The 16,077-nt window shown below is 50.4% G+C and carries 20 protein-coding genes and 1 pseudogene; 4 read left to right on the forward strand and 17 right to left on the reverse strand.

All coding sequences use genetic code 11. The features are described 5' to 3' along the window. Positions 1-72 precede the first annotated feature (72 nt). From AC1BI1_RS12815 to AC1BI1_RS12825, 3 genes and pseudogenes are all read left to right on the forward strand, one after another. A pseudogene (locus tag AC1BI1_RS12815) lies at positions 73-372 on the forward strand (adenylylsulfate reductase); the annotation flags it as partial. 31 nt (positions 373-403) lie between these two features. Beyond that, a complete protein-coding gene (locus AC1BI1_RS12820) occupies positions 404-724 on the forward strand; it encodes a 4Fe-4S dicluster domain-containing protein (protein WP_476717699.1) in 321 nt (106 codons plus the stop codon). A gap of 58 nt (positions 725-782) precedes the next feature. Next, positions 783-2,156 (forward strand): hydrogenase iron-sulfur subunit, encoded by a 1,374-nt coding sequence (locus tag AC1BI1_RS12825; protein WP_476717700.1) that lies wholly within the window; start codon positions 783-785, stop codon positions 2,154-2,156. 100 nt (positions 2,157-2,256) lie between these two features. Here AC1BI1_RS12825 and AC1BI1_RS12830 read toward each other — a convergent pair whose 3' ends face one another. From AC1BI1_RS12830 to AC1BI1_RS12900, 15 genes are all read right to left on the reverse strand, one after another. After that, complete coding sequence (locus AC1BI1_RS12830) at positions 2,257-2,577, reverse strand: hypothetical protein (RefSeq protein ID WP_476717701.1); 321 nt, start codon at positions 2,575-2,577, stop codon at positions 2,257-2,259. Between the two features lie 61 nt (positions 2,578-2,638). Beyond that, positions 2,639-3,391, reverse strand: coding sequence for a nucleoside recognition domain-containing protein (locus tag AC1BI1_RS12835; RefSeq protein WP_476717702.1), 753 nt, complete (start codon positions 3,389-3,391; stop codon positions 2,639-2,641). A gap of 84 nt (positions 3,392-3,475) precedes the next feature. Beyond that, a complete protein-coding gene (locus AC1BI1_RS12840) occupies positions 3,476-3,850 on the reverse strand; it encodes a DUF5615 family PIN-like protein (RefSeq protein ID WP_476717703.1) in 375 nt (124 codons plus the stop codon). Beyond that, the gene (locus AC1BI1_RS12845) at positions 3,847-4,089 is read right to left on the reverse strand and encodes a DUF433 domain-containing protein (protein ID WP_476717704.1); all 243 of its coding nucleotides are present in this window, start codon (positions 4,087-4,089) and stop codon (positions 3,847-3,849) included. The genes AC1BI1_RS12840 and AC1BI1_RS12845 overlap by 4 nt, the downstream gene beginning before the upstream one ends. A 43-nt stretch (positions 4,090-4,132) precedes the next feature. Then, a complete protein-coding gene (locus AC1BI1_RS12850; protein ID WP_476717705.1) occupies positions 4,133-5,716 on the reverse strand; it encodes a recombinase family protein in 1,584 nt (527 codons plus the stop codon). Further along, a complete protein-coding gene (locus tag AC1BI1_RS12855) occupies positions 5,716-5,886 on the reverse strand; it encodes a hypothetical protein (protein ID WP_476717706.1) in 171 nt (56 codons plus the stop codon). The genes AC1BI1_RS12850 and AC1BI1_RS12855 overlap by 1 nt, the downstream gene beginning before the upstream one ends. A gap of 230 nt (positions 5,887-6,116) precedes the next feature. Further along, positions 6,117-6,275, reverse strand: coding sequence for a hypothetical protein (locus AC1BI1_RS12860; RefSeq protein WP_476717707.1), 159 nt, complete (start codon positions 6,273-6,275; stop codon positions 6,117-6,119). 122 nt (positions 6,276-6,397) lie between these two features. Then, the gene (locus AC1BI1_RS12865; RefSeq protein WP_476717708.1) at positions 6,398-7,240 is read right to left on the reverse strand and encodes a DNA adenine methylase; all 843 of its coding nucleotides are present in this window, start codon (positions 7,238-7,240) and stop codon (positions 6,398-6,400) included. A gap of 533 nt (positions 7,241-7,773) precedes the next feature. Beyond that, positions 7,774-7,938 carry a hypothetical protein gene (locus AC1BI1_RS12870; RefSeq protein ID WP_476717709.1) on the reverse strand — a complete coding sequence of 55 codons (165 nt, stop codon included), beginning with the start codon at positions 7,936-7,938 and terminating at the stop codon, positions 7,774-7,776. 29 nt (positions 7,939-7,967) lie between these two features. Further along, positions 7,968-8,381 (reverse strand): hypothetical protein, encoded by a 414-nt coding sequence (locus AC1BI1_RS12875; RefSeq protein WP_476717710.1) that lies wholly within the window; start codon positions 8,379-8,381, stop codon positions 7,968-7,970. Positions 8,382-8,429: 48 nt separating this feature from the next. Continuing rightward, positions 8,430-8,591, reverse strand: a complete 162-nt coding sequence (locus tag AC1BI1_RS12880) for a hypothetical protein (protein ID WP_476717711.1) — start codon at positions 8,589-8,591, stop codon at positions 8,430-8,432. Positions 8,592-8,765: 174 nt separating this feature from the next. Further along, complete coding sequence (locus AC1BI1_RS12885) at positions 8,766-10,199, reverse strand: cbb3-type cytochrome c oxidase subunit I (RefSeq protein ID WP_476717712.1); 1,434 nt, start codon at positions 10,197-10,199, stop codon at positions 8,766-8,768. A gap of 4 nt (positions 10,200-10,203) precedes the next feature. After that, complete coding sequence (locus AC1BI1_RS12890; protein WP_476717713.1) at positions 10,204-10,623, reverse strand: c-type cytochrome; 420 nt, start codon at positions 10,621-10,623, stop codon at positions 10,204-10,206. Positions 10,624-10,754: 131 nt separating this feature from the next. Next, positions 10,755-12,143, reverse strand: a complete 1,389-nt coding sequence (feoB, locus tag AC1BI1_RS12895) for a ferrous iron transport protein B (RefSeq protein ID WP_476717714.1) — start codon at positions 12,141-12,143, stop codon at positions 10,755-10,757. Between the two features lie 38 nt (positions 12,144-12,181). Further along, positions 12,182-12,430 carry a FeoA family protein gene (locus AC1BI1_RS12900; protein WP_476717715.1) on the reverse strand — a complete coding sequence of 83 codons (249 nt, stop codon included), beginning with the start codon at positions 12,428-12,430 and terminating at the stop codon, positions 12,182-12,184. A 225-nt stretch (positions 12,431-12,655) separates the two neighbouring features. On the opposite strand from AC1BI1_RS12900, the gene mntR reads away from it, so the two are divergent. Then, positions 12,656-13,153, forward strand: coding sequence for a transcriptional regulator MntR (gene mntR / locus AC1BI1_RS12905; RefSeq protein ID WP_476717732.1), 498 nt, complete (start codon positions 12,656-12,658; stop codon positions 13,151-13,153). Here mntR and AC1BI1_RS12910 read toward each other — a convergent pair. Further along, entirely contained in the window at positions 13,150-14,445 is a 1,296-nt protein-coding gene (locus AC1BI1_RS12910) for a DUF4830 domain-containing protein (protein WP_476717716.1), read from the reverse strand. The two genes, mntR and AC1BI1_RS12910, sit on opposite strands and share 4 nt — an antisense overlap. 86 nt (positions 14,446-14,531) lie before the next feature. Then, complete coding sequence (gene guaA, locus AC1BI1_RS12915; RefSeq protein ID WP_476717717.1) at positions 14,532-16,058, reverse strand: glutamine-hydrolyzing GMP synthase; 1,527 nt, start codon at positions 16,056-16,058, stop codon at positions 14,532-14,534. Between the last annotated feature and the right edge of the window lie 19 nt (positions 16,059-16,077).

Below are 16,077 nucleotides of genomic sequence, written 5' to 3' on the forward strand. Positions count from 1 at the left end.
AACATCACCTATTATTTATCTCGTGTTTTCGACTGCAATTAGCCTTGATTTAAGGGGTTTATCACATCACTTCTAAACCATATCCGCATTTTAAAGGATCAGACAAAATACTTGATAGCCGGGGATTTACATGAACTGATGCTGGCCCATGAGGTTATCGATCGGTTGGACGTGGCCGAAGTCCTAATCCACCACCTCCTGTTCCGCCGGGAGACCAGGTGGCCGGGATGGCAAACCAGGATGGATTATCCCGATATCAATCCTGAGTTCGATTGCTTTGTTAATTCCCGGAAGAACCTCGAAACAGGAGAAATCGAAGTATTCACCAGACCGTATGAACAAATAGTGCCGGGCGACCGCCTGCGCCCCTAGGTCAAAGATGCGAGAAGGAGGTTGATCTTCCGTGCCGCCCAAAGTAATACTGGAAAAATGTGATGGCTGTAAGGCAGAAAAAGAACCGCTGTGCGAGCAGATATGTCCCGGCGACTTGATGACTCTGGGAGAAGATAACAAGGCATATTGTAGAGATCCCAGGGACTGCTGGGATTGCATGTCCTGTACCAAAGTCTGCCCACAGGGAGCCATAGAAACAAGGCTTCCTTACCAGTTAGGATATTATCCAGCCAAATTAATTCCGCTGATGGGTACCAATAAGATAATGTGGACCTTAGTGGATATTAATGGCAAAGTAGAAAGATTTGTTTGCAAGAATAGAAATGAGTGACTGGGCAGCGGCACCATGTGCCGCTGCTAGTTAATTAAAGGGGCTAGAAGGGATCAAGATGCAGATAGGGGCTTTCATCTGTCGGTGCAAGGGAGAATTGGATACGCTTATAGACATAGAATTTCTCGTGGAAAAACTGAAGAACGCCCGTAGTGTCAGTTGGATAGAAGTGCTTTTCCAGGCTTGCTCTTCTTTCGGCCTGGAAAAAATAGGCCAGACAATCAGAGACCATGCCCTTACCGGCCTGGTAGTAGCAGCATGCTCTCCCCAGCTTTATTATCTTGATTTTGGCTGGTTGGCCGAGGCGAGTGGTATTAACCGGAGATTAGTAGAAATAGCTAATATTCGCGAGCAGTGTGCCTGGGTACATCCCCAAAAAGAAAAAGCCACCAGAAAAGCGCTGGACCTTATCCTTATGGCGTGCGCCCGGGTATATACGGCAGGGGCCACAGGGTATTTAAGCCATAAGCCTCTTCATACGGCCATCGTTAACAGGCTGAAATGCGATCGCTGCAAACGCTGTGTGGAAGAGTGTCCTAATGAAGCTTACCAGCTCGATAAAGATGGATTTCCCACCCCCGATCCCCAAAAATGCCAGAGGTGCGGTATATGTGTGGGGGGGTGTCCCCTGCAGGCTATCTCCCTGCCGGATTTTAGACTAGAAGAAGTAGCCGCTATGATCACTGCCATCAACACAGCCGGCATCCCCGAGGAAGAACCCCTGCTCTTGGGTTTTTTCTGTAAAAACGATGCCTATCCGGAAGCTGACCGGCTGGGGAGGGAGCGCATACCCTATCCGGCCAACCTGCGCATTATCCGCGTGCCCTGCTCCGGCGCCGTCAATATGTCCCTGGTTAATGATGCCCTTTCCCATGGCATTGACGGAATTCTTATAGCAGGATGCCGGGAAAACCAGTGCCGCTTTAAGCGAGGTAATACATTAGTCGCTTCCAGGATACAGAACCTCCAGGAAACACTGACCAGGATGATGATAGAACCGGAAAGAGTGAAGTACCTCCCGCTGGCAGAAGTTACTCCTCATGTGGCAAGCATTGACTGGGGTCTTTGTAACAGCTGTTTTACCTGTCGAGAAGTATGCCCTTTTGGTGCTATTAGCCTAAAAGAAAATAAAAAAATAATAGCGCATAACGGTCTGTGGGAAGTTCCCAACCTTTTCGCGAGCGATATGAATAAATTAGTAGCAGTTATAGAGCCCGATTTATGCCGCGGATGCGGTATTTGTGCCGTGGCCTGCCGTCCGGCCGCCATTAGTATAGAGGGTTACACTGACCGGGATATACTGGCCCAGATTGACGGCCGCCTGCCTCAAGTTAAGGCACCACCTTTACTGGGAGAAGGTATACTGCCGCAGTTTCTCAACCGGTATATTGAAGAGTTAAAAACTATGGGCCCTAATCCTTTTAGATTATAATTTAAGCTTTAGACCCCGCTTAACATTCGTAAGCGGAAATTCGGCCTTCAGAAGCCTAAAGGGGTAAATAAGAAGGGCCACCGCTATAACACGGTGACCCCTAATCCTGAATAATCTTAGCAGCACCGTTCTGTTCCATTATCTCGCGTATACGGGCTGCCTCATTACGCGGCGCTTCCACAACTACTACAATTCCCTGGCCGGCCTCATCGGTCAAAAAATCGGTGTAAGCTCCCATTTCCCACAGGCCTTCGCGCTCCGTTTTTAAATATGGTACTTCCCCGGGGTCTCTCCTACCCCTAAAAGATTTGCTGAGATCAGAAATAATCATATCCTTGCGGTCAAAACCGGCCGCCCTGAGACTATCGATTACGGCGCCCACCTGTTGCTGATTGGGGAGGATACCGATAATCCTGGTCACTTAAACTACCCCCTTCGATCTTCTTGTGGGGATAGTCTATACAATTCTTTTGAGAAAAATTCTAGACCAACTTTAAAACCGCATTCAACAGTAGCAAAACTATTGAGGCCACACTCAAAGGAATCGCGAAGGCCAGTACAGTCCACTTCAAACTCCTCGTCTCCTTGTAAATAGAAAGCAAAGTGGTGGCGCAGGGGTAATGGAGGAGACTAAAAAGCATAACCGATAGGGCTGTAGCCCATGTCCAGCCATAGGATTTCAATAAAGCTACCAGCGTCTCTAGGCTATCCAATTCTACCAGGGTGCCCAGGTTAAGATAGGCCATAAGTAAGAGGGGTAAAACCAGTTCGTTGGCCGGCAAAGCCAGAATAAAAGCTAAAAGAATGTACCCATCTAAGCCCAGAGGGCGGGCCAGGGGCTGAAGGTACCCGGCGACCAGATTTAAGAAGTTCTGATTACCTATATAGGTATTGGCCAGAACCCAAGTCAGGGCTCCGGCAGGGGCAGCGACGGTTACCGCCCTGCCCAAAACAAATATAGTACGATCCAAAAAGGAATGGATTAACAAGCTGCCTATTCTGGGCCACCGGAAGGGAGGAAGCTCCAGGGCAAAGGCGGAAGGTACACCTTGCAAAAGAGTCCGGGATAATACCCAGGAAACCACCAGGGTAATAACTATACCGAACAAGACAAGCCCGGTGACAGCCACTGCTGCCGCTAAAGAATTTCCACTTGTTCCAGCAAAAAAAATGCTGGCCAAAGTAATCAGTAAGGGAAACCGGCCGTTACAAGGTACAAAAACGTTCGTGAGCATTCCGAAACCGCAACCACATCTCTTTCCCCTAGCTTCCTGCGCTTGCCTTTGGGGAAAATTTGCTTTAGCTGTTAACCCCCTTCTTCAGTGGACAGGGAGCATCCTCACTTTTACCTTGTCTTCAGTCACAAAAATTATAGCTCCTTTTACCAGATCAGCCTCCACCTTCGGTAGGACCTGGCAAAGGATTTTAGCTACGGCCTGTGGGTGAGGTATGGCTAAGCGGAGGATAATAACGCTCGGCTGCGAAGCGTTGGTGATAGCAAGAAGGGCTGAAAAATCCAAGTCCTGGGTTATAATGACCATCCGGCAGTCGCGTGCATATCTTAGTATCTCTTCATCCGAAGCTTTAGGGGAAAGAAGGTCTGTCACTCTCACAATAGAGTAGCCCGCTTTGCGTAAATACTCACACGTCAGAGGCGAAATATGGAGGTCTGCCAAATATCGTAAATCTTTCAAGACTCCTTTGCCTCCCAGGGTGCAGGCCTTGTCTGCTCCGCAGCAAGCCAGGCACCATACATCAGGCTCTGCCGTATGTCTTCTTCTTCTTCCAGTTCCGGATAAGCATTAAGGATCGCGGGGATATCCATGCCAGAAGCCAAAAGCTTCAAAACAAAAGCCACGGTAATGCGCGTACCACGTATGGTGGGCTGGCCCATGCATACCTGGGGGTCTACAGTGATACGGTCAAGCTTCATAAAAACCACTCTCCTAGCCACTATTGTACCATGATCTTAAGCATTAGAAACTTATAGGTTTAACTATTGGTATGCTTATTTCGTTTTCCCGCTCATACGGCAACTGTCCATTTTCTTTTGCCTCCAGTTGACGCACCCTGGCCTCAACCACCATTTCCCCTTTAAGGAGGGTGACTCTCCGTACCAAGAGCCTTATGAGCTTTTCCCTGTCCTGCCAGTCCAGATCGTCCAGCCTCCCCGCCACCTCCCGCGCCAGCTCGTGCAACATTGCAACGCCATACCGCACCGCCGAAGTGCTGTTAACCGTCTCTTTTAGCTCTTTCAGCCTGGCTTCTAGGAGCTTCTTTTCTGCCTCAAGCTCCTTCACTGCCCGTTCAAACATTTCTAGGCTTATCAGGCCACGCTTATATGCTTCAAAGACACGCTCCCTTTCCCGTTCGGCCTGTTCCAGCCGCTTTTTGACCCTCTCCGCCTCCTTGGCAGCCTGGTCTGCCGCCGACGTATCCAAGGCGTCGCGCACCAGGGCTTCAGGGTCGGAAAGCCATTCCCTTACCTTCCCCCATACCGCTTCTTCAACCTTATCCGCCCGGTGTCTGTTCCCGGGGCAGGACACCGGATTGCGTCTCTCCGCTTGTACTGAAGGCCAAGCCCGGGTACATATGTAATACCTGAAGATGTTTCCCTTCCGGCTCTTACCGTAGCTGCCACACATGCTCCCGCCACAAAGGCCACAGTAAACGAGGCCACTCAAAGGGTAATAATAGGTTTTCCCTCCCTGGTTACCGCGCCTCCCGGCAGTAATGGCCTGCTGCAGGAGTTCCCATTCTTCTGGGCTAATTAACGGCGGTACAGATACCGCTACCCAATCTTCCTGGGGGCGGATCCTGGGACTTGCGCTGCCGCCTCGCTGCCTTATGGCCTTATGCCCTTCGGTATCGTACATGTGGACGTACAGAGTTCCCTTGTAGGCGGGGTTTTTCAGTATTCTCCGGACCGTCTGCCGGTACCACCTATCGCCTTTAGGTCCCGGTATGCCCTTCGAATTGAGCACAGCGGCTATCTCACTGCATGACTTCCCGGACAGGGCCATATCCACCATACGGCGGTACACGGCCGCCTTGGCCTCGTCGATCTCGTATTTTCCCTCAGAGTATAGGTACCCGTAAGTTTTGGGGTTAAAGGGCAAGTAGCCCTGTTTCGCTTTCGCCAGGCGGCCGAACTGGCTGCGCAGCTTAAACTTCTCCTTTTCGTATTCGGCTATGGCCCCGCGCAAGGAATAAAAAAGCCTTCCTTCCGGGGTGGCCTGCCAGTCCATGGTTACAAACTCCAACCGGCAACCGGCCTTCTCTATCGTCTCCACCAGGAGGAGCTGGTGGGCCAGTCTCCTGGAGAGCCTGTCTGGGTCATAAGCAATAAAGAAGGCCGCGCTCTTCGCTGCGGCCAGGGCGGCTTGAAGGCCCGGGCGTTCCATAATCTCTCCCGTGTATCCTTCATCACGGTAGATCTCCACCAGTGTGGCCCCTAGCTCCATTGCCTTCCTGCGGCAGGCTTCCTCCTGGGCTTCAAGGCTGTATCCATGCCGGGCCTGATCTTCCGTGGAAACGCGCACGTATATTACTGCTAGCACTAGACTTGCACCTTTTCGTTTTTGATTATCTCATAAACTTTTTGGAAAGCGTACCGCCGCGCTTCCTTAAGCGCCCTTTCGCTTTCTTCCCGTGTACCTGTATATAATACCCTAACGACATACCCTCCAGTGGGAGACTTAGACTCCTCTCTTCTAAGCGCCACGGCCATTCCCCATCTCCCCTTCCGCTACATTGTACGAAGGCCCTAGATTGTCCTACTACAGGAAAAGGACTCCAGGTAAACGCAATAAACTCTAATACTCAAATGCACGAACCGGGCGCCAGCTCGAGAGCATATGCTGCAGGTCGCACCCTTGCCGACCAAGGCCCGGCCTGCAGCAGCAACATGAGAAAGCAGCTGGAAGGCCTTGAACATTTCCATCCTTTTTGCTTAACTCCTTAAACTCCCCATCTCGCGGAGCTACCCGCACCAGCCGGAAGGAGGATTCTAATCCGCATCAAGTCTCCCCAGCGCCAGCTAGCAGCGCTGGCCACCAGAACGGCCAGGTTAGACTTTATCGCTTCCCTGATTCTTGCTCTATCAGCAAAGCCGACCACCGTGGGGTCTCCCAGTTCTCTATTCCTCTTGCCCGGAAAAAAGAAACAAAAAAGCCGGGGTAATACACCCCGGCCGCAAATCCCACAACACTAACGAGCATCTTTACCTGGTATAACCATCCTCATCGATAATTCCGAATAACAAGTTCTGTTATCGGTCCTCTTCGATCAGGTCGGCAGTTTATAGCCCGCCTGGCGTAGACTATCTGGATATCGTATCCCGAATAAAGCTCACGTATGAAGGGCGTATCCGAATTGCTCAGCATCACCAAACAGCCACTTCTATCTAGTTCTCTAAATACAGCCGCTAATCTCTTCTGGTCCTCAGGCCCGAAAGCGTCCGAAGTGTAGCCCGTAAAGTTGGCCGTATCGGATAAGGGGTAATAAGGCGGGTCGAGGTATACAAAGGTACTCGGCCGGGCGAACTCCAGCACGCGACTAAAATCGTCGCAGATTATCTGGGCGTGTCTTAAAGCCTCGGCCACCGACCGGAGGTTGGGCTCGTCCACAATCTTGGGGTTCCTATATCTCCCAAAGGGCACGTTATGCTTACCCTGGCTGTTTACCCTCCACAGCCCGTTATAAGCTGTTTTGTTGAGATAAAGGAACCTGGAAGCCCTCTCTACGGGAGAAAGCTCCTGGGGATCTAAGGCCCGGACAGAGTAATAATATTCCCGCGTGTTTTTATGCTTTCTGAGATCCCTTAGCAGTTCCTCTAGGTTGTCACGCACCACCAGGTAAAAGTTAATAAGCTCCTCGTTGCTATCGATAAGGATAGCCTGGTGGGGCAGTAGGTGGAAAAATACCGCCCCGCCTCCCACGAAAGGTTCTATGTAAAGGTTGTATTCTTTCTTAGGAAACAGTGGCTCAAATTGAGGTATAAGCTGGGCTTTGCCCCCTGCCCATTTCACAGGAGGCTTGGGCCTTAGTGCCTGAAGCGATAATGAAGAAGATTGATCTAACACCGGTTATCACCTCCCGGGTTAGCCTCTAGCAAAATATTCGCTTCCAGGAGACAAATTCCTTCTTACACCGCTCCCAATAGGGGTGGCAACTGGGACCCCGCCAACGCAGGGGGCCGCTCGAAGGCCGCTTGGACCGGGTGCAGAAAGACGAAAAGCAGGTCGATAATCTCCTGCTCCTAGCATATAGCCACCTTGAGTCCTGCCCGCTCAAGATTGGAAGCCAGCTCGTGCGCCCTCTGTAGTACTTCCTCCCTTTCCTCCCCGGGAAGGAGGATATAATACCTTCTCTCCAGAGCCTCCCCGGTGGAAACCAGGGCGCCGACGTAACGGATATATTCCTGGAGGAGCTTTCTCCTGATAAAGCTGGCATGAAGGCCAGAGCTGCATTTAAAGGGAGGAGCGCCTTTGGCGGCGCTCCTCCCACCAGAATCAGGAAGGGCTGCACGTGCAGGCCCTCTAAATTGGCTCCCATATAAACGGAACGCCCGGCTGGGGTTTGCCGGGCTACTTTTGCTGCTCTATTAATCTCGCAGCTAAATCCAGGCATAATATATTCTGGTAATAGCGCTAGGGTATTTCCCTCTCTGGAAAGCCCATTCGGCTTCAACCCAAGCTGCTTCATCTATCCTCACCCGCAGCTCCTTATCTAGTTTGCAGTATACCTTTAAAGCTTCGCCCTGTATTTGGATATCATACACTGTGACGTATCTCCCAAGGCACATACTCATCATATTTGCCCTGAAGGCGTGCCTGGCGTGCTTCGGTTGATAAGGCTCTGTAGAATACTAGTCGCCTTTTCAGGCGCCACACCCAGGGGCTTATCAACGCTGAATACTATAAAATGGTAGGTAGCACCCGCCTTAAGGTTCAACTCATTATTTTGCAGGAGCGTGATGATTACACCGGCAAATCCGGCAATTAGGGTGAGTACTGCGCCTATGGCCCAAAATCTTATATTCTCCAGCTTTTCGTTAAGGTTATCAATTCGTCCAGATAATTTGAGGTCCACTTCTTTGATCTCCCTGGACAGCTTCTCGTCCAGCCTGTCTATCCTCTGGAGCAGAAAGAAAAACTCGGACGATACCAGCCTGTTCGGCGGCTCATTCGTCGCCGCCACTTCGTTCAATGCTTCCTCCGGCACGGCACTCACCTGCCTTCACCTTCATTCTAGCCAAGGGTTGCCAGACTATCAAGTCTCTTTCAGCTTCTTCGCCCTCCAGGTAATTATCCCGCACCAGTAGTCGGATGCTTTCCTGCCCCACTTCTTGCAGGCCAAGCGTTTAGCCTGGTTGGAGCTATTGGCCTCTATCACCAACTTCCTACCCAGGTCCCGCACCTCGTATAACACCATGCTGGTACCTCCTTCTTGTCTTGGCCTTCGGCCTATTGATCTAACACCGGTTATCACCTTCCGGGTTAGCCTCTCGCAAAATATTCGCCTCCAGGAGACAAACTCCTTCCACCCCGCTAGCGGTGCCAAATGATCCGCACAGGTAGCAAACCTAATAGCACAACCCTTTAGAAGTCAATAACGGTTGTTTACCAGGGAAACCATTTCCCAGGCGAGCAAGACAGCGCCTGCAGCAAAAATTATACCCCCGCCGGCTCGCAGCAAAAGATAAGGTGTCAAGAGAAGGTGAACTTGGGGGAAAGCCATCCCAGCTCCCCGCCACAGGTAAGTTTGTAGAAAACCTGCGATCACCAAGTTAGCGGCCATTAAGGCCAGACCGCCATTCAATAAGATAAAGCATATTTTTACTCGCCGGATATGAGTAGACTTCAGTGATTTTCCATGGGCAAGGACGTAGTAACTGCTGGCCAGCACCTGTAAACCCAGAAAGCCAAACAGGGCCATGTGGGCGTGGGCAGAAGTTAAATAAGTGCCGTGGACATAACGATTAATAGGAGGGAGAGCCAGGAGAAAACCCAAGAGGCCAACCCCAATTACATTCCAAAATACACTGGCATAAAAGAAGTAGAGAGCCAAGTAAGGAGGCCGGGTATGATCCTCTAGCTGAGTTGAGGCCGCCAGAGCAGGGGCAACCATACTTTGCCAGGAGGCCACGGCCAGGAGAACAATGGGTACTAATTGTAGTCCACTGGCCAGAGCACCAATAATGTGCCACAAGGCTGAAATACCAATCCAGTAATAATGGTGACCGGTAGCAAATAAGCCGGATACGAGGACTAGGTTGGCTTCCCAAAAGAGCAATCTTTTTAATTTTTGCTTCCCCACCACCCCAAGGGAGGCCAGGAGGGCGGCGCCAACGGTGGTAGCCAATAGTTCCAGACTGCCCTCTTCCCAGAGGTGAACGACCTGGAAGCGTAAAACATCATCGACCGTAGGGTGGTAGATAAAGAAAATAGTGGGTAAATAAAAAAGGGCGGAAAGTACGGCGCCGCTCAAGATAATGATTACTTCCAGCTGTGGTAAGAGCCGGTTCTTAATAGCAGTAGCTACCAGGTTGAAGACAAAGCTTAGCAGCCCCAACAAAAGGGCTATTTTTAAAAAGAAAGGAGCCTCTAGGTATTCACGACCGTCAGTATAACCAAAGGCCAGGGAGCCGAGGATGCTCAGACCTACGCCCAGAAGATACCAAAATCCCCACCTGGCCAGCCGGGTGCTGTAAAGTCCACGGTTCGTTACCTGTACCAGGAAATAATAGGTGCTCCCTATGATGCCAAGCAGGGGCCAAAAAATACTCAAATTAAGGTGCATAGCCCTGCCACTGGGAAAGGTAATGGGTGTCGGCAAATCGGGAAATACAAGGTGGAAGGCACCGCCGGTCGCCAAGAGGCCCTGAAAAGCTAAGAAAAGAAAGACGGCCAGGGCATAAGGATATGCTGCCTTTTGGGAAGGATGCTTTAATTTTGATGGTAGTTTTCCCTGTTTTTTAGGGTGGCGGAAAAAGAGGCGTAGAAATATTTTCTTGATTTGGCTCAGGAGAAATCTAATCAAAAAACTACTTACCTCCTGCTGAGCTGCGAGTTGCAAAGGGACGGGGTGGCCAACCGCGGTTATCGATTTTGCTCACTTGTTCTAGGTAGTATAGTATTTTTTCGGCCTCCTCCCTCGTCAGAGCCGGGTGAGAAGGTTTGTGCCTGGATGGAGGTACTACCGGGGGGCGGGTAAGAAATGTCAATAATTCCTCATAGCTGGCAGTCTGGGTGATCTTCGTCAAATCACTGGCCGCATAACCTCCATTACCCAGGAGAGTATGGCATTCAACACAACCTTTTTGTTGCCAGACTTTTTTCCCCGCCACGGCTTCCGGAGGCCACGATTCTAGTAAAACCGGTTGGATTGAGAAAAAAATAGCTATAGCATAAGATATTAGAGATAAAAATGCAATTACCAAATAAAGCCAGGTTGCTCGCATCATTTAAACCACACCTCGTGGTTATTATCCCCTATTTTCACAACAACATTTGGAAAATGCGCAGTATCGTACCAGATACATAAAGGTTAACATGCCGCGCCATCTCTTTGCCTTTCTATTTAATTGGAGACACCCTAGGGTGTAAACGGTTGCAGTTTCGGAATGCTGACGTTTGTCATTATGGCTATCAGCCGTTCCCGGGGAGAATCGATAATGCGGCAGGCTATAACACCGGCTGCATTGCACCCAAAGCCCATGCTCATGGTTAAGGCCTGTTTACCGTGGGTGCCCGCCAGCTTGAACAAACCATCTAGGTTAAAAGCCACACGAGGAAGATACCCCAGGTCTTCCAAAAAAGTAAAAAGGGGGAAAAAAATAGCCATGGGAGGGAGCATAACGGATACCACCCAGGCGGTAGTTCGGTATACCCCCTGGATGGCCAACCCTTGAAACCAGTCAGGGAGGTCCCAGCGCTGGCTCAAATTAATTAGCTTTTCCTCCAGGCTAAAGAAAAGGCGGGCTAGAATTTCCGAGGGATAATTAGCCCCTATCAGGGTGATCCAAAAGACCGCACCCAGGAGTAACAACATAATAGGAAAGCCGGCCCATTGGGAAGTAAGAATATTATCCAGCCAGTGGTCGCGATCAAGGCTTACTTGACGCATTTTTTTAATTGCTTTTCTGGTAAGATTTTCGGCTACCTTATAAACCTGGCAGACCATACGTTCACTAAATTCCTGGGCCCTTTCACCCCTAAACCGTTGCAAGATCTCCTCTAAACCCTGATCCGTATAAATACCTCGTTCCCCTTCCAGTAATCTCAAGACCTGCCAGCGAGCCTTTAATCTGTTCTCCTTGTTGCCCGGCACAAAAGGTATAATTTTTTCAGCTAGGCTTTCAATTTCCTGATCGTACCGAACAACGCACGGTTTTATCTCTCTTTTACCGGTAGCCACCTCGTAAATAGTTTCCTGGAGTTCTGCCACGCCTTCCCTGCTGCGGGCCGCCGTAGCCACTACCGGAATTCCTAACTCCCGGCTTAAAGCATCAGCATCAATCGCCAGTCCTCGTTTCCGGGCCTCATCCACAAGGTTAACGCAGAGGACCACCTTTTCCGCCAATTCCATTACCTGTAACGCTAAAGGTAGGGTACGCTCTAAAGCAGTAGCGTCAACCACCACCACTGTTACTTCAGCTTGCCCGCTCAAAAGAAAATCACGGGCCAGTTCTTCTTCTGGCGAAACGGGGCGCAAGGAATAAGTGCCGGGTAAATCTACGGCGATAAATTTATGCCCCTTATAGTCAAAGCTGCCGTGGCATAAGCCAACCGTTTTACCAGCCCAGTTGCCTGTATGTTGCCGGAGACCCGTTAAAGCATTAAAAACAGTACTCTTCCCTGTATTGGGGTTACCGGCTAAAGCAATAGTTACGGTGGGTTGGTGAAGCTGGCGGCAAGGGCAACTAGCCGTCACAACCGGCATCTGGATTGAGGGGTTACCTCTTGACCGGCAATGGAAGCTCACGGGTAATGCCCCCTTCGATCTGATATTTACTTGAGGCCCTAATATTCTACCCGAATTAGGGCCGCTTCCCTTTTTCTCAAGGCAATGATGGTCCCTCTTAGGCGATAGGCCACCGGGTCCCCCATGGGTCCGGTTTTCACTACTTCCACAGCGGCACCGGTAGTAAACCCTAAATCCAGAAGCCGCTGGCGCCAGAAACCATCAGCCAAAATTTTAACCACACGACCACAAGTACCATCGGAAAGGTCGGCGAGGGAACATTCTTTCTTTTGCAACACGACTGCCACAGGAATAGCGCCTCCTCCATTTTTTGATTTTTAAGCGGCAGTAAACTCTGTTTAGATAATATGAAAGGAGTCCGCTTTTGGACTCCGCCAAAAAAGTTGGTTGCCGCCAAAAAGGGGCGCTATTTGTTCCCTCAAGCGTATACTGATTAGGGAAAAGGCAGGAATAGATAGTGAATTCCGTGCAAATAAGGAGAAGTAAAGGGTATAAAATGGGATTTGACGGGGGTGGAAACCTTGGGCGAAAGGGAAAGGTTTCATACCTTTCGGGGTTATGCCCTGTTGGATCAGGAAGATAGAGGGCTGACACCCAGTATGGAAGATTACCTGGAGATGATTTATCGTTTAGCAGCTAAGAACGGCTTTGCCAGAATCCAGGAGCTGGCGGCTGCCCTTAACGTCCAGCCCTCCTCCGCTACCAAAATGGTCCAGCGGCTGGCGGAAGGGAATTACCTGGTTTATGAAAAATACGGCGTCATCAAACTGACGCCGTTGGGAAACCAAATCGGGGAAGAGCTCCTGGCCAGACATAATGCCCTGGCCGAATTCCTGGATATAATCGGCGCCACCAGCCATATCCTGGAAGACACTGAAAAAATCGAGCACAACCTGAGCAAAGAAGCCCTGGTTTGTATAACTCGCCTGGTACAGTTCCTGCGGGAACAACCTGAGTGCCTAAAAGCGTATCACGACTACTGCCGTCAGTTCACCAATAGTAAGAATTAGGGTCCGGTACCCAAGCTGTCGATCCTCCAGCCCAAACCCGGTATTTCTTGCCGCAAGGTGAGAAAACGTACCTGTACCCCACTCTCAGTTGTTATAGCGCGTCGGAAGGTGAGATCTACCGCTACCTGGTAGCGTTTAACCTCAGGGGGATCACTATCTTGGGGAGGTAGCTCCTTGATACTAACTATCTTAGCCCCTGCTACGTTGTTTAATCCATCGCGATCATTGACGCTAAAGGAGGGGTTATAAAGGCGGTTATTATCCATATTGTTGAAAAGGTAGTTGACCAGGTTACGCCTGCTCAAGGCAGCATGAGCAGTACGCTTATCACCGTTACCTACTGCCTCGTAGAAAAGGCGAATGAGCTCTTCCGGGCCTAAAGCAGATAACCGCTTCTCCAAAGGATCTTCCCGATTGACAATACCCGCCAGCCATTCGCCCCAGGACTTACCTGTTATCTCCTCCAAACGGCGGCCCTTTAAAGAAGAGGCAAAGGCATCGTGCCGACCGGCATCCAACCAAGCTCCCACGATCTTATTTTCGTATTTAACTACCACTGCTCTGCCTGTCCACCGGCGCGGGTGCATAAACTCCGGCAAAGGTTGCTCGAGCTTATATAGATTTACTCTCACTTCTTTTCCCAGGTAGGGAGTTATATCCATACCTATGTCTTTATTCAGTTCATTGTTATAAGCCCAGTAAATTACTACGGGAAAATCTCCGGCATTATGTACTAGCTTTTCCGGAAGTTTCCCCTCCATAGTGTTAGCCTTAAACAAGACATCCCACCCGTATTGCTTAAGAAAAGCCACATCCTCAGGGTCTACCTCACTGGTGGCATTTTTATATTCGGCCAAAGAAAGAAGCATGGTGTTAAACTGAGGCGGCACCTGGTACCAAGTGTTTTCCAAGGCCAGGTAGCCGGGCTCCTCTGGGGCAAAACGCTTAAATAAGTAAACATATTCCTTGCTGCGAGCAATTTGTTCCTTTTCCTTTACCTTAAAGACCAGGTAGTACTTGCTCCAAGGCCAGGTAGCCGGCGGCTGGTTAGGCTGCGCCTGGTCCAGATAAGACATAAGCTTAGCGGTTATTTTCTGGTCGTCTATTTCCACCAACTTAAGCTTATCATCCGACCCTTCCTGGGCATAAAGCTCCAGGCCTATAACCGCCTCTTTAAATTCAGGATACCTGGCAGCAGTAGTCACTTGGGTCCGGCCCAGGCTAAAAGCCAGGATCAGAGCAAGTACCAACGTGCTCAAAATCATTAACATAATCCTGCCCTTGCTGACCACTGCCCTTTTCCCCCTTCCCGGAAACTCTTTTAGCCAGGCTTTCGCTAGGGTTTATCCTCCTTCTTCCTTAGTTTGAGCAAATTTTCTTATTCCCATTCTATGGTAGCCGGCGGTTTGGAAGTAATATCGTAAACAACACGATTCACATGGCGAACTTCATTGACAATGCGGGAAGAAATCCTCTCCAATAAATCATAAGGGAGTCTCGCCCAGTCCGCGGTCATAGCGTCATCGCTAGTTACCGCCCGTACGATAATGGGATAAGCGTAAGTGCGTTCATCGCCCATCACGCCTACGGTCTTAAAAGAGGGCAGGACCGCAAAGGCCTGCCAGATCTCCCGGTACAATCCCGCCCGGCGGATCTCTTCTAAAACGATGGCATCCGCCTGGCGTAAAATTTCCAGCTTCTCTTTTGTTACTTCGCCTAGGATGCGAATGGCCAGGCCGGGGCCGGGAAAGGGCTGGCGCCAGACTATTTCTTCCGGCAACCCCAGTTCCTGGCCCACCTGGCGCACTTCGTCTTTAAACAAAAGCCTTAAAGGTTCAATTAGCTCCAGTTCCATTTTTTCCGGTAAACCACCCACGTTATGGTGGCTCTTAATCACCGCTGCCGTGTCCGTACCGCTCTCTATCACATCGGGGTAGAGGGTTCCTTGCACTAGAAAGTCTACCTTCCCCAGCTTGCGGGCTTCCTCTTCAAACACGCGGATAAATTCTTCCCCAATAATTTTACGCTTGTCTTCGGGATCTATCACTCCTTTGAGCCGGTTTAAAAAGCGCTCACTGGCATCTACATAAATCAAATTTATGTCCAGTGCCCGGCTAAAGGTCTCCTGCACCTGCTCAGCTTCGCCTTGGCGCAAAAGGCCATGGTTTACAAAAACACATACCAGCCTGTCCCCAATAGCTTTATGAACCAGGGCTGCTGCTACTGCAGAATCTACGCCCCCGCTTAAAGCGCAGATAGCCCTTTTATCACCCACCCTTTCCCGAATAACCTTCACCTGATCGTCAATAAAAGAACTTACCGTCCAGTCCGCTTTTGCCCCGCAAACGTCAAATAAAAAGCGCCGGAGGATTTCCTGCCCCAGGGGCGTATGTTTAACCTCCGGGTGGAACTGTACGCCGTAAAGCTGGCGATCCGGATCGCTCATGGCCGCCACTGGAGTATAGGCCGAACGGGCCGTCACCTGAAATCCTGGGGGTGGCGCGCTAATGTAGTCGCCGTGGCTCATCCACACCTGCATGGTAGACGGCAAACCCCTAAACAAGGGATCGCTGCCTGCTACCTCCAAAATGGTTTTGCCGTACTCTTTCCCTGCTGCCTCTTCTACCCGGCCGCCCAAATCGTGAGCCATGAGCTGCATACCATAACAGATGCCCAAAATGGGGACACCACATTGGTAGATGGCGGGATCCACGCGAGGAGCCTTAGGCCCATAAACACTGGCGGGCCCGCCGGAAAACACAATACCTTTAGGCTTACGCGCCAAAATCTCTTTAAGGGGTGTATAATAAGGAATCATTTCGCTGTATACTTGGCATTCACGAATGCGCCGGGCAATGAGCTGGTTATACTGCCCGCCAAAGTCGAGGACCAGCACCAGATCCATACCAAACCTTAACCTCTCT

It is taken from the genome of Thermanaeromonas sp. DSM 22490 (genome assembly GCF_056378755.1).

Coding starts and splice junctions, on each gene's coding strand:
- AC1BI1_RS12825 (WP_476717700.1), top strand. CDS start 783: ATGCAGATAGGGGCTTTCATCTGTCGGTGCAAGGGAGAATTGGATACG.
- AC1BI1_RS12835 (WP_476717702.1), bottom strand. CDS start 3,391: ATGCTCACGAACGTTTTTGTACCTTGTAACGGCCGGTTTCCCTTACTG.
- AC1BI1_RS12845 (WP_476717704.1), bottom strand. CDS start 4,089: ATGAAGCTTGACCGTATCACTGTAGACCCCCAGGTATGCATGGGCCAG.
- AC1BI1_RS12855 (WP_476717706.1), bottom strand. CDS start 5,886: ATGGCCGTGGCGCTTAGAAGAGAGGAGTCTAAGTCTCCCACTGGAGGG.
- AC1BI1_RS12880 (WP_476717711.1), bottom strand. CDS start 8,591: ATGGTGTTATACGAGGTGCGGGACCTGGGTAGGAAGTTGGTGATAGAG.
- AC1BI1_RS12890 (WP_476717713.1), bottom strand. CDS start 10,623: ATGATGCGAGCAACCTGGCTTTATTTGGTAATTGCATTTTTATCTCTA.
- guaA (WP_476717717.1), bottom strand. CDS start 16,058: ATGGATCTGGTGCTGGTCCTCGACTTTGGCGGGCAGTATAACCAGCTC.